We start from the raw sequence: 23,833 nt of genomic DNA on the forward strand, positions 1-23,833 counted from the left end.
ATGCTGCGTTTGATTGCTAAAATCGATGATAGTATTATCAATAAGTTTGCTAAACAACGAGAAACGGACAATCGGAAAATCAATTTTTTGAAATTTATCAGTAATATCTCTAATGGCGGTTTTATTTGGCTGCTCCTTGCTACGGTTTTAGTTTTGATACCTGATACAAGAGAATATGGTCTAGCTATTCTTATAGGCAGTCTAATCTATTTTTTTGTTGGTCTACTTCTCATTAAAAAAACGACAAAACGGAAAAGACCTTATGAAAAAAATCGTCGGCTTGTCCTTTATACAAGTAAACCGAAGACTTCTTCTTTTCCTTCAGGGCATACGGCACTTGCTTTTTTATCTGTAGCAGCGTTGTTCGAGTTAAGTCGTATTGCAGGAATACTAGCTTTTCTATTTGCTTGTTTGATCGCTTATTCAAGAATTTTTTTACTTTTACATTATCCTACTGATGTTTTAGGAGGAGCTATTTTAGGAAGTGTTATCGGTATCTTGTGTGCTGCCGTTATCTGAATCAATTGCATGAATAAAGCATGAGTGCGTAAATACGCATTCGTGCTTTATTTTTTTGTTTTTCAAGGAAATAGTCGGAGATTATTTACCTGTCTTAATAACTTAAGTTCTGTTAAATGAGATTGTTATAAAACTTTATAATCTAATTTTAATAATAAGCGTTGTATAATTGGTGTATTTTAACTAAAATGGATATTGTTTGATTTAAAGTTAAAATTAAATTAGATTATAATTAGATAGATGTTGTTTTTGGTGTTTGTTGTGAAAGAAGACACATGTTTTAGAAAGGAGTATAAGAATGTGAAAGGGGTAAAATTGAAGCTTTTGCAGTTAGCAGCTGTCAGTCTGCTATTTGGACCGTATTTCCAGTCTGTCTATCATATGACAGCATTGGATGTAGCTGCTGAGTCAACAGAAGTGAAGGAGGATGAGGTATTTCTAGATGAGGATTATGCAAAAATCGAAGGGAGGTATATCGAAAAAGAAGAAACGTTTGAATGGCATCTGGCTTTTGAAAAGAAAGAGAGTGCGAACGAAGGTAGGATACGTTTAGCAATCGATACAGCTGCTGCCGGTATCGGTACCGTAAAAAACGTTCGGGGAACAGGTCTCTCCTCTTACGATGAAGATGGAGAAGACTTAAAAGTCGAGACAATCGATGGTCAAGAATGGTATGTCGGAAAATTTTATTCGAAAGAAGCTGAGACCGGCACATTGGTTTTTGAAACAGAAAAGATTCCAGATGTGAATGAAGGGGAACTACCTCTTCAAGTGGTGGTCGATGAAAGAATAGCTAATCAAGAATTACAAGAAAATGAAACAGATACAGAGGATTCCGCTGAAAATCAACGTAGCGAAGAAAATGAAACGGAAGAGCTGGACGCACCAATCGTGCCCAGCGGTCAAGCACTCCAACGCATTCAACGCCGGTTATTCAACGGTATTTTAGAGCGTCTTGGACCAACAGCTACGCAAGATCCATATGAATATATCTATCCTAGCGGAATAGCTGAAAACGATCAGCACCGCTATCCACGATTTACAACGAATGATTATACGAAAGTATTAGGAAATTGGTCACAAAGTAATGAACGCTATCAGGGAGAAAAAGGCTCACCATATGATGGAGAGAACTTGATCGATGATAGTGATTACGCAATCGGGGGAGCGAACTGGAGAAATTACGACTATGCGGCTGATAATGGATCAACTGCAGGTGAAGAAGATGTAAATGTTCCGGCTCAAACCGTTCAGCTTTGGGGAGATGAACGGAATTTTGAAAACAGTTACTTGGATTATAACGGGGCATATATCAAAAAATGGGTAGAACCTGTTCTATCAAACAACCCAACATCTGATCTACATCCTGAAGATGCAACGACACTTTATAACGTTTATCTAGATGTGATCGGAAGTGAGAAACAAGAAATCAGTCCAATCGATATCGTTTTTGTTCTAGATAAATCAGCCAGTATGAATGAAGGGACACTAGAAGGCGGAGGCCAGAGTAAAAATGCGGCGCTGATAGAATCGGTAAATGAAATTAGTGAAAATCTGCTATCCGACCCAAATATGGATATTCGGATCGGTATGGTGAATTTTTATCATAATAGTACAGTCATCAATAACCAGGAACAAATCAGTTCGGACATCTTTCCGTTGACAAATGACATCAATCGTTTAACGGGAAGTGAGAATACAGCACTGAATCGTACACCCATCGGAGGAACGCCGCTTACACTAGGACTTAAAAATGGCTATGAAACATTGTATGCGGATAATGGCGGAGAAAATAGAAATCCAGAAAAGATCCTGATCGTCGTAGGAGACGGAACACCCACCTTCAGTTATGCACCGATCCAAACAAGATCTCGCACAAGTATTTGGGGAGCTTGGAGCAGTTGGAGTGTCATGGGGGATAAGATTGCCATAGATCGTGGTGATTTGTTCAAAAACTTTGAAACCTTTTCTGGGAATACTTCTAATGCAGGATTTACTTATCCAGTTACCTATGCATCTGACTTTGACCGTCCTGTTAATGGAACAAATGTGCAATATCGTTACGGAGAAGTAAAAGAAGGTGATGATAAAGCAACTCACTGGGTTGGTACAGGAAGCGCAAGCAATGATACTAACGGTAGTCCAACTTCACAAGAAAAGTCGTCAGCCATCAATACTGTTGCATATCATCATTGGCTGAAAAACAAGTACCAAGAGAACCCGCCAAGTATTTTCTCCATTGGGTTAGGAATTGACGGAAGTATTGCCGGCAGACAGCGGCTCGATGCAATCGGACGAAATGTATTAAAAAACATTGCTGATTTAAACGATGATGGCACAACACCGCGTTATTACGATGCGAACAACAAGAATGACATCATTACAGCCTTGGAGGATATCTCCTCTACTTTCAAGAAAACGATCCAACAAGCCACACTTTATGATGAAACTGGATTTAATGTTTCACCGTTTGGAGCTGGCAGATCGGCGGATATTCAGTTTTACCATCTAGATCCAGGAGAAAACGGCATGAAGTACCAAGAGCCAGAAATATGGGATGAAGCGCGTCATGGACAAGCGCCACCAGAAGTAGTAGCGACACCAACAACGTATGTTGGGCGAGAAAACCAAGCCTATAAATTTTCTCCGATTTCTTTAGGTGAAGGGGAAATGGTCAGGATCAAGTATCAAGTAAAACTGGATGCAGGAGCACAAGACGGGAATTTCTATGCTGTAAATAATCAGGCATATATCCAAAATCTGGAAGATTATGATAACGATATCACATCTGGTCGAATGTATTTCCCAACGTCCTCTATTCGTTATGAACACAAAGACCGGAATTTCCAAATAAGCAAGACGGGGCAAAATGGGGAACCTTTAGCAGGAATCGAATTTGCATTATACGACCAAAATCCGGATGCTGGAGAGGTCGAACCAATCGAAACAAGTAGAACTACAGCGGATGGAATGGCAATCTTCGAAACGAAGATCCCGGTTTTAGGAGATGAGACCGGGGCAGTCAGCGACATTTTCTGGATCAGAGAGATCGCTGGACCGCCCCGTTATCAGTTAGTGGATGAGACGTATCAATTCCAAATCAAAAAATACAGTTCCAGCGGAGATACAGCGCTTGGTCACTATGAGTTGGTAGCAGCAAATACTTCAGGAGTAAGAGTTGGTGGAGAAGAAGGTAGCGATCCTGATTCTTATTATGAAGGCGAATACCACAAACTTTCAATTGTTCAAAATGTCAATGAGGACGAAACGGATTATGAAGACTTGTATGTCAAATTGGAAATGCGGAATGAATTCAAGCCAGTCCACATGAACATCAATAAACTGATTGAAGGAAGCACTACGCCAATCAATGGGGCAGAGTTTGAACTTTATCAAACCGATGGAAGCGGACTTGAAATTGGAACGCCGGTAGCTAAAGGAATCTCTGGTGCGAATGAAGCAGACGAAGAGAAAGGAATGCTCACATTCTATTCAGTAAATGAAAATGGAGAATATTTGCACGTGGAGGGTGAGAAAGTCATTCATCCTATTGGAGAACCAGATTCATTTATTCATATAGACAATGAAGAAAATGCCAACTATGCAGAATACAAAATCGTTGAAAGTCAAAGCCCAGAAGGTTTCAAAGAACCTGACGAAAACGACACATGGATCTTGCGACTGTACGATAATGAGGCAGGTACCATCCAGCTTAGACAAACAGGTGAAGCAAATTGGCAATATCTCACCCATTCAACAGACGAAGAGGGCCGATTATGGGTAGAATTTACTGCTTACAATACGTTTGATTATCGGGAGATCCGAGTTAGAAAATTAAATCATGAAGGCAATCCTTTAGATGGTGCAGGTTTTGATATCAGAAAAATAGGGGATTCTTCCTTCCCGCTGTATCGAGCATACACAGGCAACCCGTTAGAACCCGAAGAATCGAAACGTTTGTCTGGAATCGGTTACTTCTATCTTTATACAGTCGGTGTAGAGAAATATGTCGATTTAGAATACAGTCAACCTTTACGCTTGTCTATCGGCGAATATGAGGTCTCAGAATCTGTTGCACCAAACGGGTATCAATTGTCTGATCAAGTATTCCAGTTTGCACTGAATGAAGAAGGGAAATTTGTCATTGGAGAGACAGTCATCGAAGACGAAACTGATCCGTTACCGGAGGGTTATGACATCATCGATGGTGTATTACAAGTAACCTTAGAAGATGAACTAGCACCAATCGATCTGGAACTTTTGAAAGTTGACAGTATAAGTAGTCGACGTCTTGAAGGCGCAGAATTTTCAATTGAGAAACAAAATAGTGCAGGAGACTATGAACTCATCGTCGGAGGCTTGGCACCAGATCCAAACGATTCTTCCCTATTCAATGCTTTGGATTTGACGGAAGGATTCTATCGGATCAAGGAAGTGAAGTCGCCGGACGGCTACAGGAAACTTCCAGGCTACTTTATTTTAGAAATTAGTTATCGTGAAGAACCAGAAGTGGAAAATGATCGGGTCGTTCCAGGAAAAGAAGCCGGGACACTAAAAGTTGAGGTTTCTTATTATCCAAACGAAGAAGCAGAGACTCCTGATCTGCAGCAAGAGTTAGAATATGAACTTTTGGATACGAACCGAATCAGGCTACAGCTTAGTGTCGGGAATGATCCTGAAAATCCATTGCCTGCTACAGGGGGATCCGGACGATTATTCTATATCCTGCTTGCTGCATTCTTCGTGGCACTTGCCGGTGCTGCCTATGGTTTGTATGTCAGACAATCTAAAAAGGAGGGGGCAAGGTAATGAAAAAGCTGTTGTGTTTGATGCTTCAATTACTTGTTTTACTACCATTTGTAGCAGTCCTTCTTCCTCAAACGATGTCGGCAGAAGAATTAGGGGAAGACGTTGTGGAATTCGTATTGCATAAACGGATGATTCGAGATATCGATTATAACGACCAATTTGAATTCCATGAAAATGACGGTCTGGCTATCTCTGAGGAAGCGGGAAAAACAGCAGATATCATTTCGCAGACGGTCCCGCTAAATGGAGCGACATTCGCCGTTTACGATATGACCGATTATTATCATGACAAAAAAGCTGCTGAGAACATGACCTCTAGAGAATTCGTCCAGCAAATCGCTGAAACGAGCAGAAACAATATCCGTCAGTTGATCACAGAAGAAAGACTTGCCCAGGTTGGGGAGTCGGTAACGACTGGAAAAGATACGGTTGGTGGATTAGGAGATGGGATTGCACGCATCCAAGTACCTAAGAAAAACCAAGATCGAGATGCAGTTTATTTGATTTTTGAAGAATCAATTGATCCGGAAATCGGGTTGAATGTGGATATCGATCAAACAGCGATCCCGATTGCTGCTGTTTTGCCAATCTATCATCCAACAGAACCAACCGAGGAACTGCAAGAGATCCATATCTATCCTAAAAATGTCGGTTATTTAAGAGATCCATACTTTTTCAAGTATGGACGACAAAGAGGAACAACTGAAAAAGGACGCCCATTAGAAGGTGCTGTTTTTGCTCTGTATCAGATGATAGAAGGAGAAAAATATTATTTAGACATGGCTCCTGCGAATGACTTGAAAAATCAATGGATCAAACCAGCAAACAACGATCCTTTGAATGATAAAAATGTAAGCAAATTCATTTCAGATAAAGACGGTCTAGTCACGACAGGTCAACGATTTTTGCCCTCTGGTACCTATTATTTTGAGGAATTGAAAAGTGTAGAAGGGTACGAAATGGACGAAGCAAGTAAGCAAATCGAGGTCATTGTCCCTGAATCTTGGGTGGATGCAGAAGGACAGCCGCAATATGTAATGGTCAATGGGCAGAAGATGGCTGAATTGGAATCCGGAAAAGTTCCAGCCTCTGCCTATGAATCAGCAACACCACGCGTGTATAACGAGACCATAAAAGAAACAACGGACAAACCGAAAGAACCAAGTGGACCAAGCAATCCAAATCAACCTGTGAAAGGGTCCGTATTTCCACAAACCAATGAAGCAAGAACATTGATTTCTTTGTTAGGAATCCTTTTGTTGTTAGGTGCTGTTTTATTAATAAAAAAAGAACGGGGAGAAAAAAATGAATAAAAAAATGATGACCATGGGGATGAGTGCACTGTTGCTCGCAGCTGTAGGATTAGGAAGTTTTGGAAATGGAAAATTAGTTCACGCTGAAGAAGTCACGGAAAAACCAAGTGAAGTGACGATCACATTACACAAAAAAGCATTCACGACTGTGCCTGAAGAACGACCGAATAGCGGGTTGGTATCAGATGATTTTGGTAATGAGAATCTTCCAGGCGTCGATTTTGAAATGTTTGATGTTACAGATGTCTATTATAATTTGCTGAAAGATGACCCTAGAACAACTGACATAGATGATGATGGGTTAGAACCTGCCGCTGCGATTGCTTTGATCCAATCAGATCACACAGCAGCATGGTTTGTATCTTATGGTATCGAAAGTATAGATAAGCAGACGACTGGCGAAAATGGTGAAGCTGTTTTCAGAAATGTCCAAGTGACGGAAGAGGCACCTTCTTCGAGAGATAAAGTCTATCTCTTCTTAGAAACATATTCACCAGCTCATATTTCAAGAATCGCGTCTCCAATGGTTGTCATGATGCCAGTTATGATGCCAGATATTATTGGCGGTGTATGGGATGGAACCTCTTGGAAAGATACGTACAACACCGATGTACACTTATATCCTAAAAATGAAATCCAAGATTCTTCCAAAGAAATGAATGTAGATGAAGCAGACGTTAGAACTGTGACGATTCGCAATGAAAATGGTGAAGAAGAAACGATCCGATATGTTGACTTAGAAAAAGGAAAAACAGTTTCTTATACAATAACTGCACCGATTCCTTACTTTATTGATGAAATCAATGAGGACAATACAACAGTCATCACGCATTTCACAATCACAGATACGCCAACAGAAGGTTTGAGTTATTTTGGTCAGGAACTCCTTGTACAAGCAGGAGATACAACACTGATAAAAGATACTGATTATACAGTAACAAAAGCGGGTAACGGTTTTGTCGTGGAGATCATTCTTGAAACAGGAGGTATACCGAACACAGCAACGCTGGAAAAATTAGGGAATCATCGTGGCGGGGAATTAACTGTTACCTATGACTTGCAAGTCAACGCAGTCATCAATGCAGATGAATTCCATAACAATACAGCATTGATCGAAATCGGTAGAGGTGACGAGTATGACTACAACGAACGTCGCGTGCCACCAGAAGAAGTAACGACTGGCGGGAGAAGATTTGAAAAGTTTGATGCTTCAAGCAATGCTTTACTAGACGGTGCAAGATTTGAATTGTGGAACGAAGAGAAAACTGCTTATGCTGTTTTCTATAAAGATGGCGTACGTCTATCTGTTTATGAGTCAGGTGCTGATGCAGAAGAAATCACAATCGATTGGGTAAGTGATAATAGTGTAGAGGCAACAGAAGTTGTCTCAAATGACCAAGGATACTTCGAAGTTGTTGGATTAGATTACGGAACATACTTCATGAAAGAAACAGTAGCACCAGAAGGATATGTTTTACCAACAGGTGAAGCAGCTTTCACAGAGTTCAATGTAGAATATGGTAGCTATGATGATGAACTTGTGATTGTGGACTATGAGTATCCAGGAGCAGCACGCGTACCAAACGTAAGACAAGGATTTCTTCCTTCTACTGGAGGGAACGGGATCTTAGCATTCTTGCTGATCGGTCTAAGTTTGATGATTGGGGCCTACAGCTGGTACCGTAAATCTAAAATGAAGTCTGAAGTATAAGCAACAAAAATAAGCTGCAGCAATCGGTTTTTATAAAGGTTGCTGCAGTTTTTTTAAATAAGAAGGTGAAGAAAATGAAAAAGAAAACAGAGAAAAGACCTCAAGCAAAAATCAGTATGTTATTACAATTATTCATGGCAGTGATGTTTCTTACAGGAGCTGCAGTTTTTACATATCCATTTTTAGCTGATGCTCTCAGCAATTATTTGGACCAAAGAAGGATCGAGAATTATCAAAAACAGCTTGCACGAGAGAAAGAAGAAAAACATGAGCAACGATTAGCAGTACAAGAAAAGAAAAATCAGGCGCTTGCTCGTACGGCAGCCATCCCAGGAATGGGTCAAGTCAAAGATCCTTTTGAACAAGCGGTTAGAGATGTCCGAAATCCAGGAAAAGAATACTACGAACAACATATGATCGGAGCAATCTATATTCCGAAAATCAATGTTAGCTTGCCTTTATTCGATGAAACAAATGATCTTTTATTAGATAGAGGAGCGACAGTTCTACAAGGTACCTCTTTTCCAATTGGAGGAGAAAATACACATTCCGTCATTACCGCCCATAGCGGTGTTGCTGAGAAAAAATTGTTTACAGATCTTGAAAAAATGGAGAAAAATGACCGTTTCTATCTTGAAGTATATGGTCAGATGCTCGCTTATGAAGTCGTTGAGAAAATCGTTGTCCTTCCAACAAAAACAGATACATTAGCAATCAGAGAAAAACAGGATCTGGTCACACTTATTACTTGCACACCTTATACTGTGAACACCCACAGGTTACTAGTGACAGGAAAGCGAGTCCCCTTTACAGAAGAAGCCTCTTCGAAGATGGAAAAGACAAAAAGATACCATCTTTATCGATTACTTGCGCTCTTATTAGGTGTATTGCTAATACTAACTCTTTTCGGTTATTGGGGTTATCGAAAATTTAAAAGACAAAAACAACCAAAGAAAAATAACAGATGATAGACCAATTATTAAGAATAACATAATAAATTTAAGCTGCTTGGAAGAGACAAACGCGATTAAATCGCCTATTTCCAGTTTTTTTGAACGTTTTCTAAAATGACATTTTACAGGTAAGCCAACTTGTTTCACAAAGGCTTCTTTGATATTGTAGAAGCAAGAAGAAAGATGGAGGGATTTTTTATGGCAAAAATCATGGTAGTCGAGGATGAAGAAATCATTCGACAATTGATTATGGAAGAACTTGAGAAATGGCAATTCGAAACCTTTGGAACGACCGATTTCAACCAAGTATTTTCAGACTTTGAAAGAGAAGAACCACAGCTTGTATTGCTAGACATCAATCTTCCTGTTTTGGATGGGTATTATTGGTGTCAAAAAATACGTGAAGTATCGAAAGTACCGATCATTTTTATCTCCAGCAGGAATACGAATATGGACATGATCATGGCCATGAACATGGGAGCAGATGATTTTGTGACAAAGCCTTTCCAAATCGATGTACTGATTGCCAAAATCAATGCGTTGCTTCGCCGTTCTTATAATTACACAGAATTATCCAGTGAGATGATGAGCCATAATGGTATTACGTTGAATGTCGACAACGGAAGTATGGAAATCAATGGAGAGATCATTGATTTGAGCAAAAATGAATACCGCCTGCTATTTATTTTGATGAAACACAACGGAAAGATCTTAAGCCGTGAAAAATTGCTGCGAGCACTTTGGGATGACGAGCGGTTTGTAGATGACAATACATTGACAGTGAACATCAATCGGTTACGCCGAAAAATCGAACAGGCAGGTATCCAAGGATATATCGAAACAAAAGTAGGACAGGGATATATCGTTCCCTGAAAGGATGAGCTTTTAAGATGAATTTCTTTAAATATTTGAAAGATCAGTGGACATTGATCTTGGGATGGCTGTTTTTTATTGCCTTAACGATCTTTGTGATGTGGCTAGCCCCAAATATCAAAGTGGATTTGAGTACGATTGCTTATTTAGCTTTGATCGAGGGCGTCTTTCTGATTTTTTATCTGCTAGGTGGCTACTTGAGCAAAAGAAGATGGTGGGGGAAGTTAGCTGACATACAAAAAACATCTCCTTTGCAAAATTATTTGAGTGGCGGGCGGACAGAAGAAGAAAAACTGGTAGAAGAATATATCAATCAGCTGATCCGCGAACATCAAGAAGTGATGCAATCAGCAATCAGCAATCAACAAGACCAAAAAGATTATATTGACTCATGGGTCCATGAGATCAAAGTACCACTTTCCGCTTCCAAGTTACTGGTTCGTTCGATCGAGTTCGATATTGACGATCAAAAGTATACCTTACTCGAAAATGAATTATCAAAAATCGACGAATACGTAGAGCAAGTCTTGTATTATGCAAGACTCGACAGTTTCTCGCGGGACTATCTCATCCAAGAGTATGGATTGAAAGGAATCATCCAGCCTGTGATACGCAGTCAGGCCAATTATTTTATCCAAAAAAATCTTCGCTACGAAATCATTGGTGAGGATCATACTGTTTTGACTGATGCTAAATGGGTCGCTTTTATCTTCAACCAACTGCTTAGCAATGCCATCAAATATACGCCGGACCACGGAAATATCATGGTGAGCATAAAAAAGGAAGCGCAAGGAGTCAGTCTTTCTGTTAAAGATTCAGGAATCGGTATCCCGGAGGAAGATTTGAAACGAATCTTTGATAAGGGGTTTACTGGAAGAAATGGACGACTTAGTAAAACGCATTCAACAGGATTAGGCCTGTATTTGGCAAAAAATCTAGCAGAAAAATTAGGTATCCAATTGACGGCTGAATCAACTGAAGGAAAAGGGACGACAATGACTTTATTTTTCCCAATCTTAAATTTTTATAATGAAAAACGTTAGAAAATCGTTAGAAACGAAAAAAAACGCTTGTGTTGTTAACGTTTTCGCTGATAAGTTTCTTATCATGTGAAATAAAAGGAGATTGGTTATGGAAATTTTAATAGCATTAGTCCCTATGTTGGCATGGGGTAGTATTGGTTTAGTAAGTGGTAAAATTGGTGGCGATGCCAATCAACAAACACTAGGAATGACGATTGGTGCATTTCTGTTTTCTTTAGTTGTCTTTTTCGTTGTTAGTCCTGTAATCACCCCTTGGATTTTCTTGATCGGATTTTTATCTGGCTTAGCTTGGAGTGTTGGACAAAATGGACAATTCCATGGAATGAAGTACATGGGTGTTTCTGTAGGGTTACCATTGTCTACTGGTTTTCAATTAATTTTGAATACGATTGCGGGAGCCGTTTTCTTCCAAGAATGGACACAAACGAAAGATTATGTATACGGTATTATTGCTTTAGCTCTTCTTGTAAGCGGTGCGTATTTGACGGCACGACAAGATGACGAAGGAAAAATAGATACAGATAATAAAATGCTTGATTTTGGTAAGGGTTTTAGAGCATTGATCTTCTCTACGATTGGTTATGGCGTATATACGATCATTGTCAACTGGGCGAATTTGGATGCGATGTCAATTATCTTACCTCAAAGTATCGGAATGATCTTAGGTGCAAGCTTCTTTGCTTTCCGTAAAGTTAAAGTAGATCAATTTGTATGGAAAAACATGATCTGTGGATTATTATGGGGCTTAGGTAATATCTGTATGCTTCTAACAGTCAAATCACTTGGTTTAGCTGTTGGATTCTCACTTTCACAAATGGGGATCATTATCTCTACTTTAGGTGGGATTTTCATCCTTGGCGAAAGAAAAACGAAAAAAGAGCTCATTTATGTTATTGTTGGTTGCCTTTTAGTCATTTTAGGTGGTATCCTTTTAGGGTACATGAAAACAGTTTAATCACTGTTTTCCAACCTAAAATGGGGAGGAACTTCAATGGATTTGTTTCGTAAGAAAGAAATCAATCTCAATCATACGAGTGAGATGAAAAAAGAACTAAAAACGTCTGATTTGATCATGCTTGGAATTGGCGCGATCATCGGTACGGGAATATTTGTGGTGACAGGGGTTGCGGCCAATCAAAATGCTGGTCCAGCACTGTCACTTTCATTTGTCTTAGCTGCAATCGTTGTCATTTTGTCTGGACTGAGTTTCGCAGAGTTTGCTTCGCGAGTGCCAGTGATCGGTGGGCCATATGCCTATCTGTATGTTGTCTTTGGTGAATTTGCTGCCTGGTTGACAGGGTGGTTGTTGATCGGGGAATTTTTGCTAGCAGTTTCCTCTGTGGCTTCCGGCTGGTCTGGCTATATGCAAGGTTTCTTGAAAAGCTTAGGAGCCGAACTTCCACAAGCATTAACTGGCGGGTACAATTCGGAAAATGGTACATACATTGACTTGATTGCGGTACTCGTAGTGATATTCGTCACTTACATCGTGTCGCTTGAAGCCAAGAAAGCATTACGTTTGAATAATGTCATGGTATATGTCAAATTTAGTATCATCGCGTTGTTTATCATTGTAGGGATATTTTTCGTTAAGCCTGATAATTGGCAGCCATTTATGCCTTTTGGTTTTTCCGGTGTGCTAGATGGTGCAGCTCTTGTGTTTTTTGCTTTCTTGGGATTTGATGCTGTTGCAATGGCAGCTGAGGAAGTCAAAAACCCACAAAAAGATGTACCAAGAGGGATCATTGGTTCGATACTGATCGCTACGGTCCTTTATATCATCGTGACGTTGATCTTGACAGGAATCGTTCCTTATACTGAACTAGGTGTCAATGATCCAGTGGCCTTTGCCATGAGGTATGTAGGACATGGAACAGTTGGCGCAGTGATTGCTGTAGGGGCAATCTTGACGTTGCTGACGGTGACGATCTCGATGATGTATTCACTCGCTCGTTTGTTGTTTGCTGTCAGCAAGGATGGTTTGCTACCTAAATTTATGACAGAAATCGATCAAAAGCATCGTACACCGAAAAAAGCGACTTATGCCGCTGGTGTGGCAGCTGTATTCTTTGCCGGATTTTTCCCATTGAATGTATTGGCGGAACTAACGAATATCATGGCGCTCGCCTATTTGATGCTAGTTAGTCTAGGCTTACTGAAGTTAAGAAAAATGTTTGGCAAACCAAAAGCAGGAGAATTCAAAGTGCCATTCGTTCCGATCTTGCCAATCGCCTCGATCTTGACTTGTATCGTCTTGATGCTTCGTCTGCAGACGGTGACTTGGATCGTGTTCGGTATCGTAATGGTTATTGGACTGATCATTTATTTTGGCTATGGCTATGGACACAGCAAGATGAACGAGAAATAGATTCCAATGGAGAAGTTAGAAGAAAGATAAGAAAAACGCCCATCAACAGTTTATTGAACTGTTGATGGGCGTTTGTTTTAGTAACAAGCAAAAAATGGTCTATTGGGTTAAATCCAAAAGTTTTTGTTTCAGATCTTCTTCCATGTGTCCAAGTTCTACTTCTGCATGACGACGTTTTTCTTTTCCTTCTTTTTGGATACGCAAAGTTTCTTGGATCGTTTCGATCAAATCGTTTTGTGTAGTTTGCAGGGTCTCAATATCCACGATTCCGCGTTCGTTTTCTTTCGCTGTTTCGATGGCTGAGATTTTCAGCATTTCTGAATTTTTCTTCAATAAGTCGTTTGTTGTTTCAGAGACTTGGCGTTGAGCGGTCACTGCATCTTTTTGACGAAGCAAGGTCAATGCGATCACGACTTGGTTTTTCCACAGCGGAATGGCTGTAGCGATAGATGCTTGGATCTTTTCAGCTAAGGCCTGATTTGTATTTTGAATCAAGCGGATTTGTGGGGCTTGCTGAATCGTGATCTGTCTAGCTAAGCGAAGGTCATGTGTACGTTTATCCAGACGATCTAGGAATTGTGTATAATCGTTGGCGATTTGGACATCCATCTGATCACCAGTTTCTTCTGCTTTTTTCATTGCTTCTGGAATGATCGTTGTTTGAAGTTCTTCCATTTTCAATTCTCCAGCAGCAATATAAATATTCAATGCATCAAAGTAGTCTTTGTTTTTTTGGTAAAGCTGTTCTAACATCAGATTATCTTTTAATAGTCCGTCTTTTTCTTTATCTAATTTCACTGAGATCTTGTCGATTTGTGCACCAATTTTTTGATATTTTGCTGTCACTTCATAAATCGATTGTTTGACCTTACCGAAGACACGTTGGAAGATATTTCCTTCTCCGGCACGCAGTTCATCAGGGTTGGCTTCTTGGAGACGGTACATCAGTTCAGTCAACGAATCTCCGACTGGGCCAATATCTTGAGCTTGTACGTGATTCAACATTGATTGTGAGAACTCACTTAATTTCGCTTGAGCAGCTGAGCCATAGCTGATGACAGACTGTGCATCATTGGCATCGATTTTTGCTGCCAGCTGTTTTGCTTGTTCTTGGCGTTCCGCCGGTAGTTTGTCAATTAAGCGAGCAGCTGTCTGTTGCTCTTGGAGCTGATCAATCTCCGCTTGTTGTGAAGTGGTCAGCGTGTCTGTTGGGGTTGAAAACGGGTTGTTCAATAAGTCTTCAAGTGTATCGTTAACTGGTGTGATATCTTTTGTTTCAGTCGGTTTATGATCCATAAAAAATTCCTCCTTGTCGTATCTGTTCTCGATTCTTACATGAATGTCTCTACTTTAGAAAAAGTACTCGAAACAACCAGACATCATCTGAATGTTCCGAGTCTTTTTTATGAACAAAAGAGTTACTCTTTTTGTTCTGGTTCATGTTTATTATCACGCTTTAAGCTTTGTTTCGCAACAGATATCTCTACGTCGATGTCGTCTAGGTCATCAGCGACGAATTTTTGATAATCTTGTGCAATCAAAGCGGATAGCTGATCGATGATTTGCGCGCTTTCTTCTAGTTTTTCATAGGTTTGTTTGTTTTTGATCTCATGGTCATTGATCTCATTATACTTATTTGTCAAATCAACTAGATTCGGCAGATGCGTATAAAGAAATTGACTTGCTTCATGCAGTCGGTTTGGTTCCTTCACTAATTCTTTGAATAAAGCTTTTGCCGCTTTGACTGGATCATGACGGAGATCGATTGCTTTAAGTTTGGCTGTCTGCTGCATGTTCGCTTGCAACTGATTGATCTCGTTTTTTGTTTGATTCATCGTTTGTCGGAAAAATGAGATTTCATTCGCTGTCATACCGCTTTTTTCATAGTGAGTCTCAAGTTCGTCAGTCAGTGCAGGGATTTCTTCTTGTTTTCCTTTTTTCCTGCGCGAACCGAAGAGCCCCCACAAAACTAAAACCACGCCTATCAATAAAAGTCCTAGAACAAAAGAAAAACCATTGTTTCGGACAAAGAGAAACAGCAAGACCAGTGCTAGAAGCCACGGCCAATTTCGTTTTATCATAATAAGCCCTCCAAGTCATTTATCGTTGAGTATTGAATTCTTTCCGTTATTCGATTACATTCTTATTTTAGCATACTGACTACTAGAAAGAGTATCGGACTAAAGAAGGATTTTCTATATTTAGAGAAAATCTAAGGTTTATCTATGGTAAACTAATAGGGAGTTTTCGAGAAAAATTGAAAAATGAAAAAAAAGCAGTTATGATTACAAAGAAAGCAGGAGAAGATATGCTGAACAATAAGCAATTTGAAGAAAAAACAATCAGTCGCAAAGAAATCTATAGCGGGAAAATTATCGATGTTGCTGTAGATGAAGTTCGTTTACCAGACGGAGGAACTTCGAAGAGGGAACTGGTATTTCATCCTGGCGGTGTTGGGATCATTGCTTTTGATGAACATGACCGCCTGCTCCTTGTCAAACAGTTTCGAAAGCCTTTAGAAAAAGTGATCTTGGAGATCCCAGCTGGAAAAATCGATCCAGGAGAAGGAAAAAATCCTGAAATGACTGCAGCCAGAGAATTAGAAGAAGAAACCGGCTATCGTGCGAAGTCGCTGAGCCATCTTACTTCGATGTATCTTTCACCAGGTTTTGCAAATGAAGTCCTTCATATTTATCATGCACAAGGAGTAGAGAAGGTCGAGAATCCTTTAGCTCAAGATGAAGACGAAGTACTGGAGCTGTATCATCTAACTCTTGAAGAGGCACAACAAGCGATGAAAGATCAGTTGATTTGTGATGCAAAGACGATTTATGCGATTCAATACTGGGAATTATTGACCAAAGGAAAGTAGAGGGATCGGCTTATGGCCAAAGGACCGCTTATTACGCGAAGCGAACTTCGCAAGCGACAACAAGCACAAGCAAGCGAGTCATTAAAAAAACAGCGAAAAGCAGAAACAGCTTATCAGCAAGAAGAAAAAAAGATTGCCAGCTTTTATCGTAAAGAAAGCAAAAAGAATAAACCAATCACGAAAACAAGGATCAGTGAACGAGAAAAGACGACCAAATGGAACTCTTTTTTGATGAAATCTCTTATTATTGTTATCCTAATGTTATGTGTGGTTTTTTTAGCAATCGCATTTATATAGAAAGAAGGAATTAAAAAGATGAAAATCGGTATTATCGGCGCAATGGAAGAAGAAGTAAAAATTTTGAGAGAGAACCTAAGCGAACCATTATCATGGGAACGCGCAGGCGCTTTATTTATTTCAGGTTCATTAGGTAACCACGAAGTGATTGTCGTACGTTCCGGTATAGGAAAAGTCTTAGCATCTATTACCACAAGTCTGTTGATCCAACAATACGGCGTGAACATGGTGATCAATACAGGTTCAGCTGGCGGGATCGGTGAAGGCTTACAAGTAGGCGACATTGTTATATCAGATAAAGTAGCTTACTTTGATGCAGATGCAACAGGATTTGGCTACAAACCAGGTCAATTACCAGGTATGCCTCTATATTATGAAGCAAGCACATATTTGCGCAGTGAAATGGCTAAAGCAGCAAAAGCAACGGATTTGAATGCAAAAGAAGGATTGATCGTTACAGGTGATACATTTGTCGACTCTCCAGATAAAATCAAAGAAATATTAACGAATTTCCCTGAAGCTTTAGCTTGTGAAATGGAAGGAGCCGCTGTTGGACAAACGGCCCGTCAGTTCAATATCCCATTTTTGATCGTACGTGCAATGAGTGACACAGCGGATCACTCGGCGACACAAAGCTTTGACGAATTTATCGAAGACGCAGGCAAGCGATCAGCAGAAATGGTGATCGAATTTGTCAAACATCTCGTATAAGGAGGACTAAGATGAACGCATTGATTTCGATTGACTATACCTATGATTTTGTTGCAGAGGATGGAAAGCTGACGACTGGTGCAGCAGGACAAGCAATTGAAAAAAAGCTGACTGCCCACACAAAAAAGTTTATGGAGCAAAAGGATTTTGTCGTTTTTGCCATTGATGCACATGATCCAAAAGATTCTTTCCATCCAGAGAACCGCTTATTTCCTCCGCATAATGTGATAGGAACGAGTGGACGGGAATTGTACGGCTCTTTAAAAAATTTGTACCAAGAGCATGAGCAGCAGGAAAATATTTATTGGATAGACAAACGGCATTATTCCGCTTTTAGTGGAACAGATCTAGACATTCGTTTGCGAGAACGTCAGATTACAGATGTTTATTTGACCGGCGTGTGTACAGATATTTGTGTGTTGCATACAGCAGTCGATGCGTATAATCTAGGATACAAACTCCATATTTTCAAAGATGCCGTGGCAAGTTTTGATCCTGTCGGACACGAATGGGCATTGAGACATTTTGAAGCCGCGTTAGGTGCAGAGATTCTATAAAAAAACAAAACTTTTTTTAAAATAAAAATCAAAAAATAATAAAAGAAGAGCGTAAAACGAATCACATTGTTTTGTACTCTTCTTTTGTTTGTTATTTTTTTATCAAACATATCATTTACACTGTAATAAATCCCTTTATTATTAACAACTAAAGTTATATTTTTCTTTTTATAAAATATCACTTATTATAATTTTGTTTTTTATTGACAGCAAAAATAAATTAGGTAATACTTTAAGTAAACGCTTTCTAATTTGTTTCAGGAGGGATGGACTTGATAAAAAAACGAATAAAATACAGTGCACTAATGATGAATCTCCTCATGCTCAGTACTCCGATTTTGACTTCTGTCGTTGAAGTTGCTGCTAACGAACAGACTGTGAACGAAGAAAATGCACACGTGAACAGCGAAGAAACGGCAATATTGGAGGTAGAATCAACGGCTAGTGAAGAGAAGGATGTGGAAGAAGGAAATGATCCTATGATAAAAGAATCAGAAAATGAAAAGACAGAAAAGCAATCTGATGAAGTTCCTGAAGAGTGGAAAGGGGTAGTTTTCGGAGAAAGCACAAGTGCCAGCAGATATGCGATTGAACCATTAGAAGACGGCGTGCGGCTCTCTTCCACGAATAACGGTGGGAAATTCCAGTCAAGCGGATCAGATGGAATGACCTATTATTATCAAGCCATTCCGAAAGATACCAATTTTAGGATGCGGGCGACGATTGAAATAGAATCTTGGACCTATACGAATGCTCAAGAAGGATTTGCATTGATGGTGAGAGACACAGTACCAAAAGATCATTTGTTTGGGCAAGCATTTTATTCGAATTCATTTGCCATACTGGGCAGTCGGATCGAATATGTCTGGGACTCGGATAGACAAGAAGTGGTCAGCACGAACGGCAGCAAATATACGATGCGACTTGGATTGGGGACACGGGCAATCACAGGAATATCATCTGAAGATCCTCAAGCCGCGCCTGCTCCTGGGAGTGTCTCAGTGGAAACAACGCCTTTAGAGACTTCAGCAGGGCTCTTAGAAAAAGAAGCAGGTTCTTATAATATATTCGGAAACGGTCATGGGAATCTGTTTCCGGCTACGGATTCGATTACTAAACTAGATGTAGAGATGAAAAAAACGAACACTGGTTTAGAGGCATATTATTACGATCCTGAAACAGGGGAAGAGCTAGCTTCTGACATCATGTATGACTGGGAAAAGCTATATGCTTCCGATGAATCGGTTATCTATGCAGGATTTGCTGCAGCAAGGAATATGACGATCAAGGTAGAAGGAATCGAAGTGGCTTACTCAGATCCTGCGACAGATCCTCCTGGACAAGAAAGGCCCATTCGCTTGATTGATCCGATTTACACTGTGACCTCTAGTAATCATTCAGGAAACCAAGACCATACTATGTCCTTTAGAGCAAATGCTGACGGATTATTAACAATCAAAAATCAAGCAACAGGAGAGGTACTTGAGAACGCGAAAGACTTGGCAATCACTGCAAATCGGGAATTTGATTATCAGACAAAATTGATGGAAGGAACGAACGAATTTACTTTCAGTTTTACACCAGATAAAAACTATCCGCCAGAAGAATACGTAGAGATGGCTAGTTATGAAACAAAAGAGATTCTGCATACAGTTGATTACCGTAAACCTAACTATTCGACAGTTTATGTAACACCGGAAGGGTCAGATACAGGAAACGGAAGCAGACAAAATCCGTTATCTCTGATGCAAGCATTGAGATACGCATATGCTGGGCAGACAATCGTCCTGGCTCCTGGAACTTATTCCTTTGAAAGAGGATTGACGATTCCAAAAGGAGTTAACGGGACAAGAGAAAACCCGATTCAATTGATTGCAGAGAAAAATCCAGAAAACAAGCGACCTGTACTTGATTTTAAAGGAACTGGAAATGGGATGACACTGTTTAGTCACTACTGGGTTTTACGTGGGTTTGACGTTACAAATAGTGCTGCTATGCAAAAAGGATTGCAGATTTCTGGAAACCATAATTTGATTGAAGAGATCCATGCTTATCGGAATGGAAATACAGGAATCCAAATCAGTGGTAGCTCAAATGATCCTTTCGAAGCATGGCCAGCGCATAACTTAGTCAAGAACTGTACATCTTTTGAAAATGCTGACCCGGGATTTGAAGATGCCGATGGATTTGCGGCCAAACTGACAATAGGAGAAGGGAATGTATTTGACGGTTGTATCGCTTATCATAATGCAGATGATGGTTGGGATCTTTTTGCTAAAAATGAAACAGGTTCGATCGGGAAAGTAGTCATCAAAAATTCAGTTGCTTATCGAAACGGTTGGGTACCGGGAGTTGAAGGAGAAGGGAACGGTAATGGATTCAAAATGGGTGGTTCCTCTTTATCGGGCCCTCATGAATTGATCAATAGTTTGTCTTTCGAAAATCTTGCGAAAGGAATCGATTCCAATAGCGGAACAGATATTATCGTCAATAGCAGTACAAGCTTCAACAATGGTTCCTATAATGTGGCTCTTTATACCTCTTCGGCAGGAAACACAGACTTCCATGCTTCTGGTATCTTATCTTTCCGAACAGAAAATCTTGAGATGAGAGAGCAGATCCGCCCATTGAATCAAAACGAAGATCAAATCTATCACTCGTTGAACTACTATTGGAATGAACGAGAGAAACAATCAGAAAATACTCTTGGACATACCGTATCAAAAGATTGGATCGAATCTCTAAATACACATTCGCAAGAAGGGCAGCAGCCTGTTACGCGCTATGCGAATGGAAGCATCCATGTCCATGGATTGATGCAAATCAAACCGGAGAATCGTCAAACAGAAAAGGGAAGAGTAGATGGTCTTCCACTATCTGTAGGTGCTACTTTTGACGGAGAAACCTCACCGTCTTCGGAGTATCCAGAATATGCAATCGTACAAGAACCAAATCAGACAAAACCAAACGAACAAAATAATCCAATCATTATCCAAGAGGCAAATGGTGTGACGGAGAATGCAGAAGGAAATATCATCGAACTGAAGCCTTTTACAGTATTTGTGTCAGCATTCACACCAAATCAAGGAACGCCTGTCTTTGAAGATATGCGTTATTTCCCAGAAAAGATCCAAATCGTTGAAACACAGTCAAGTGCTCAATTTTCTAATTATACCGCTATTTTTTCAGCACCCTCAAAAGGAGAATATACGCTAGAAGTCACTTATCGTTCGGAAACATTTGATGGTGAAAAATGGGTTGCTCATACAGAACCTGTTACCCAGCAAAAAGCGATCACAGTGCGAGAAGCTGTCAGTGTGCCACCAGGAACTGATGAACCAGAAGGGGAAAATCCAGGGAATGGATCGCCAAATGAAAAACCTTCTGATCCAGATGGGACAGCAAAAGAAAGGGAAAAAGATGGCGCTCAAGGACTTCCACAAACAGGAGAGTCTAATAGCCCGTTGTTAGCAGTAGCTGGAGGAATTTTGTTGATCGGTGTAGCTGCTTATGTCATGAAACAGCGAAAAAAATAAACGCACGGTATCCTTTTGATAAGGTAGAACAATTAGTTGAGGAAAGTAAAAAAAGAAGGAAGTGAGACGTCAATTCGTCCCGCTTCCTTCTATCATTTTTATAGATGAGATCCCACTTGCTGTGTTTGTTTGGCTGTTCTTATTTCTTGAAGTAGGACAGCTTTTTCACAACCTCTGATATACGGTGTTCAAAAGCTTGCATCTGCGGTAATACGCCCAACCAAACGAAAAATAGGAGGAGCTATTTTTGTTTGGCTGTTCTTATTACTTGATGCAGGACAGCTTTTTCACAACCTCTTACCAGATTCGCACTCTTTTTTCTGGCGCTAGATACATAGCATCTTGTTCCGTGACACCAAATGTTTCATAGAATTCGTCAAGGTTTTTGGGTTGCACATTTGCTCGAAGTTTAGCAGGGGCATGAACATCGATTTGCAGTAAAAGTTGTTGGTATTCTTTTTTTGCTTTTGTACGCCAAATCGTTGCCCAATTGACAAAGAATTCTTCGATAGAAAGATCTGATTCTGTTTTTGCTGCTTCCAATGCACAGCTTAGACCGCCTGCATCCGCAATGTTTTCTGAAACAGTTAATTTTCCGTTTACTTTTCCGTCAGCAAAAGGCAGACCATCGAATTCTTCGATCATTGCTTGTGCTTTGTTTTGGAATTGTGCAAGATCTTCTTCTGTCCACCAATTGTTCAAGTTGCCATATTCATCAAACAAAGCGCCGTTATTATCAAATGCATGGGAAATCTCATGAGCGATAACAGCTCCGATTCCCCCGTAATTAGCAGAGCTTGATTGTTCTAGACTGTAAAACGGTGCTTGAAGGATGGCTGCCGGAAAGACGATCACATTCCGGAATGGATGATAATAAGCATTGACTGTATCAGCGCTCATTTCCCATTCTGAACGATCCACTGGTTTGTTCCATTTGCTGAAACGATCTTTTAATGTGAGTTTGCTGAAAGCAAGAGTGTTTGAAAGCAAAGTACCACCTTGATCTGCAGGTACTGTTTTGAATTGGTCGAATAGTGCTGGGATCTTATCGGGGTAACCGACTTGGATACCTAAGTTATTTAATTTTATGACGGCTTTTTCTTTTGTTGCATCCCCAAGCCAGTCATTTTCTTCTAGCCGTTTTTTATAAACGGCAATCATTTTTTTCACCATTTGCTCTACATCTTTTTTAGCAGCTTCGCCGAAATATTTTTTCCCGTAGTAATCACCAACGACTTGATCAAATTGACCAGAGGCAAGATAATACGCTGCTTTTTTCTGAGGCATTGCTTCGTCTGTTCCAGACAATACGCGAGAATAGATTCCGCTGACTTGGCGGAATTCTTCTGATAGATACCCACTAAGAGAACGTACTGTTTTAATAATCATCCAGCTTTTGAATAAGGGGAAATGAGCTTCTGTCAGGATGTCATTCAAATGATCAAAGTACACTGGATCAGTGACGATCACTTTATCTGGGGTTGTCCCAATCAAACCAGTGACAAGTTTTTTCAAGTCAAGTTTATCTGTGTATTGAATAAATGTGTCAAAAGATTGCGGATTATACATTTTGCTGTAATCTGCGTTTTCTTCTGCACTTTTTACATGAGGAGCAATCAATTTATCAAATTGCACTGCTTGTTCTGTGATTGCTTCTGCCTGACTTTTTTCTTTGCCAGCAAGCTCCAATAATTGAACCGCCATATCAAAGAAAACGCCCATTAGTTGTGCACCGTTAGGATGTTCTGGTGCATAATACGTCTTATCTGGAAGAAATAAAGAAGGCGGATAAGCAAAGAAAGCATTCGTCTGTGCATTCTTCATATCAGCATCTACATCTAGATTAAATGGCAATGGTAGTGTATCCAACAACCATTCCGGGAATTGCTCATTCAATTCGTCGAAAGACTGCAATGATTCAACTTTCTCGATTACAGGCTGAAGTGGTTGAGCATGCAACTCATTTCTTCGGTCATAATCGTTTGCCAGTTGATAATAAGCAAGGAAATGTTTCATTTTTTCTGAAGATACTTTTTCTGGATGGGCAAGCAGATCGTCTGTTTCTCCCATCAAAAGTTGGTCGATCCCGTCAACTAAGTCTTGGAAACCGCCTGTAGCTGGTTTATCTGCAGGGATTTTTGCTGTTTTTTGCCATTCTTCATTGACTGCTTCATAGAAATCTTGTTTCAATCGTTCTTTGTTCATTCATCGATCGCTCCTTTTTTGTTTCGTGTGCCCATTATCTTACAAAATGAAGGAATTAACAAATAG

The 23,833-nt window shown here is 40.0% G+C and carries 17 protein-coding genes; 14 read left to right on the forward strand and 3 right to left on the reverse strand.

Annotation, left to right across the window (positions count from 1 at the left end; all coding sequences use genetic code 11):
- From AB3I00_RS04985 to AB3I00_RS05025, 9 genes are all read left to right on the forward strand, one after another.
- Positions 1-519 carry a phosphatase PAP2 family protein gene (locus tag AB3I00_RS04985; protein WP_002291243.1) on the forward strand — a complete coding sequence of 173 codons (519 nt, stop codon included), beginning with the start codon at positions 1-3 and terminating at the stop codon, positions 517-519.
- A gap of 300 nt (positions 520-819) precedes the next feature.
- Positions 820-5,328 (forward strand): SpaA isopeptide-forming pilin-related protein, encoded by a 4,509-nt coding sequence (locus tag AB3I00_RS04990; protein ID WP_368024836.1) that lies wholly within the window; start codon positions 820-822, stop codon positions 5,326-5,328.
- A complete protein-coding gene (locus AB3I00_RS04995) occupies positions 5,328-6,641 on the forward strand; it encodes a pilin N-terminal domain-containing protein (RefSeq protein WP_002340984.1) in 1,314 nt (437 codons plus the stop codon). The genes AB3I00_RS04990 and AB3I00_RS04995 overlap by 1 nt, the downstream gene beginning before the upstream one ends.
- Entirely contained in the window at positions 6,634-8,352 is a 1,719-nt protein-coding gene (locus AB3I00_RS05000) for a SpaH/EbpB family LPXTG-anchored major pilin (RefSeq protein WP_368024837.1), read from the forward strand. Before AB3I00_RS04995 ends, AB3I00_RS05000 begins: the two co-directional genes overlap by 8 nt.
- A gap of 74 nt (positions 8,353-8,426) precedes the next feature.
- Positions 8,427-9,320: a class C sortase gene (locus AB3I00_RS05005; RefSeq protein ID WP_368024838.1), complete on the forward strand. Its 894-nt coding sequence runs from the start codon at positions 8,427-8,429 to the stop codon at positions 9,318-9,320.
- A 183-nt stretch (positions 9,321-9,503) separates the two neighbouring features.
- Positions 9,504-10,178, forward strand: coding sequence for a response regulator transcription factor (locus tag AB3I00_RS05010; RefSeq protein WP_002291233.1), 675 nt, complete (start codon positions 9,504-9,506; stop codon positions 10,176-10,178).
- A 17-nt stretch (positions 10,179-10,195) separates the two neighbouring features.
- A complete protein-coding gene (locus tag AB3I00_RS05015) occupies positions 10,196-11,221 on the forward strand; it encodes a HAMP domain-containing sensor histidine kinase (protein WP_002308195.1) in 1,026 nt (341 codons plus the stop codon).
- An 88-nt stretch (positions 11,222-11,309) separates the two neighbouring features.
- Positions 11,310-12,176: a GRP family sugar transporter gene (locus tag AB3I00_RS05020; protein WP_002291228.1), complete on the forward strand. Its 867-nt coding sequence runs from the start codon at positions 11,310-11,312 to the stop codon at positions 12,174-12,176.
- Positions 12,177-12,212: 36 nt separating this feature from the next.
- Complete coding sequence (locus AB3I00_RS05025) at positions 12,213-13,589, forward strand: amino acid permease (protein ID WP_368024839.1); 1,377 nt, start codon at positions 12,213-12,215, stop codon at positions 13,587-13,589.
- A 99-nt stretch (positions 13,590-13,688) separates the two neighbouring features.
- Here the strand turns inward: AB3I00_RS05025 and AB3I00_RS05030 are convergent, their stop codons facing one another.
- Positions 13,689-14,885 carry a toxic anion resistance protein gene (locus AB3I00_RS05030; RefSeq protein WP_002291224.1) on the reverse strand — a complete coding sequence of 399 codons (1,197 nt, stop codon included), beginning with the start codon at positions 14,883-14,885 and terminating at the stop codon, positions 13,689-13,691.
- Between the two features lie 122 nt (positions 14,886-15,007).
- Positions 15,008-15,670, reverse strand: a complete 663-nt coding sequence (locus AB3I00_RS05035) for a 5-bromo-4-chloroindolyl phosphate hydrolysis family protein (RefSeq protein WP_002374972.1) — start codon at positions 15,668-15,670, stop codon at positions 15,008-15,010.
- A 227-nt stretch (positions 15,671-15,897) separates the two neighbouring features.
- On the opposite strand from AB3I00_RS05035, the gene AB3I00_RS05040 reads away from it, so the two are divergent.
- The 5 genes from AB3I00_RS05040 to AB3I00_RS05060 all read left to right on the forward strand — a co-directional run bounded on the left by AB3I00_RS05040 (position 15,898) and on the right by AB3I00_RS05060 (position 21,562).
- Positions 15,898-16,461, forward strand: coding sequence for an NUDIX hydrolase (locus tag AB3I00_RS05040; protein WP_086286181.1), 564 nt, complete (start codon positions 15,898-15,900; stop codon positions 16,459-16,461).
- A gap of 12 nt (positions 16,462-16,473) precedes the next feature.
- Positions 16,474-16,758, forward strand: a complete 285-nt coding sequence (gene macP / locus AB3I00_RS05045) for a cell wall synthase accessory phosphoprotein MacP (protein ID WP_002286760.1) — start codon at positions 16,474-16,476, stop codon at positions 16,756-16,758.
- Positions 16,759-16,776: 18 nt separating this feature from the next.
- Positions 16,777-17,469, forward strand: coding sequence for a 5'-methylthioadenosine/adenosylhomocysteine nucleosidase (locus tag AB3I00_RS05050; RefSeq protein WP_002308200.1), 693 nt, complete (start codon positions 16,777-16,779; stop codon positions 17,467-17,469).
- Positions 17,470-17,480: 11 nt separating this feature from the next.
- Positions 17,481-18,026, forward strand: coding sequence for a cysteine hydrolase family protein (locus AB3I00_RS05055; protein WP_167779124.1), 546 nt, complete (start codon positions 17,481-17,483; stop codon positions 18,024-18,026).
- Between the two features lie 266 nt (positions 18,027-18,292).
- Positions 18,293-21,562, forward strand: coding sequence for an LPXTG cell wall anchor domain-containing protein (locus AB3I00_RS05060; RefSeq protein ID WP_368024840.1), 3,270 nt, complete (start codon positions 18,293-18,295; stop codon positions 21,560-21,562).
- A gap of 297 nt (positions 21,563-21,859) precedes the next feature.
- On the opposite strand, the gene AB3I00_RS05065 is transcribed toward AB3I00_RS05060, so the two are convergent.
- The gene (locus tag AB3I00_RS05065; protein ID WP_038398445.1) at positions 21,860-23,767 is read right to left on the reverse strand and encodes a M13 family metallopeptidase; all 1,908 of its coding nucleotides are present in this window, start codon (positions 23,765-23,767) and stop codon (positions 21,860-21,862) included.
- Positions 23,768-23,833: the final 66 nt, after the last annotated feature.

Source organism: Enterococcus sp. C76, assembly GCF_040886985.1.
Classification (GTDB): Bacteria; Bacillota; Bacilli; order Lactobacillales; family Enterococcaceae; genus Enterococcus_B; species Enterococcus_B lactis.

What these genes read in the sequence shown, in the direction of transcription:
- AB3I00_RS05005 (WP_368024838.1), top strand. Translation starts at nt 8,427, where the DNA reads ATGAAAAAGAAAACAGAGAAAAGACCTCAAGCAAAAATCAGTATGTTA.
- AB3I00_RS05025 (WP_368024839.1), top strand. Translation starts at nt 12,213, where the DNA reads ATGGATTTGTTTCGTAAGAAAGAAATCAATCTCAATCATACGAGTGAG.
- AB3I00_RS05030 (WP_002291224.1), bottom strand. Translation starts at nt 14,885, where the DNA reads ATGGATCATAAACCGACTGAAACAAAAGATATCACACCAGTTAACGAT.
- AB3I00_RS05000 (WP_368024837.1), top strand. Translation starts at nt 6,634, where the DNA reads ATGAATAAAAAAATGATGACCATGGGGATGAGTGCACTGTTGCTCGCA.
- AB3I00_RS05010 (WP_002291233.1), top strand. Translation starts at nt 9,504, where the DNA reads ATGGCAAAAATCATGGTAGTCGAGGATGAAGAAATCATTCGACAATTG.
- AB3I00_RS05040 (WP_086286181.1), top strand. Translation starts at nt 15,898, where the DNA reads ATGCTGAACAATAAGCAATTTGAAGAAAAAACAATCAGTCGCAAAGAA.
- AB3I00_RS05020 (WP_002291228.1), top strand. Translation starts at nt 11,310, where the DNA reads ATGGAAATTTTAATAGCATTAGTCCCTATGTTGGCATGGGGTAGTATT.
- AB3I00_RS04985 (WP_002291243.1), top strand. Translation starts at nt 1, where the DNA reads ATGCTGCGTTTGATTGCTAAAATCGATGATAGTATTATCAATAAGTTT.
- AB3I00_RS04995 (WP_002340984.1), top strand. Translation starts at nt 5,328, where the DNA reads ATGAAAAAGCTGTTGTGTTTGATGCTTCAATTACTTGTTTTACTACCA.
- AB3I00_RS05035 (WP_002374972.1), bottom strand. Translation starts at nt 15,670, where the DNA reads ATGATAAAACGAAATTGGCCGTGGCTTCTAGCACTGGTCTTGCTGTTT.
- macP (WP_002286760.1), top strand. Translation starts at nt 16,474, where the DNA reads ATGGCCAAAGGACCGCTTATTACGCGAAGCGAACTTCGCAAGCGACAA.
- AB3I00_RS05055 (WP_167779124.1), top strand. Translation starts at nt 17,481, where the DNA reads ATGAACGCATTGATTTCGATTGACTATACCTATGATTTTGTTGCAGAG.
- AB3I00_RS05065 (WP_038398445.1), bottom strand. Translation starts at nt 23,767, where the DNA reads ATGAACAAAGAACGATTGAAACAAGATTTCTATGAAGCAGTCAATGAA.
- AB3I00_RS05015 (WP_002308195.1), top strand. Translation starts at nt 10,196, where the DNA reads ATGAATTTCTTTAAATATTTGAAAGATCAGTGGACATTGATCTTGGGA.
- AB3I00_RS05060 (WP_368024840.1), top strand. Translation starts at nt 18,293, where the DNA reads ATGGACTTGATAAAAAAACGAATAAAATACAGTGCACTAATGATGAAT.
- AB3I00_RS05050 (WP_002308200.1), top strand. Translation starts at nt 16,777, where the DNA reads ATGAAAATCGGTATTATCGGCGCAATGGAAGAAGAAGTAAAAATTTTG.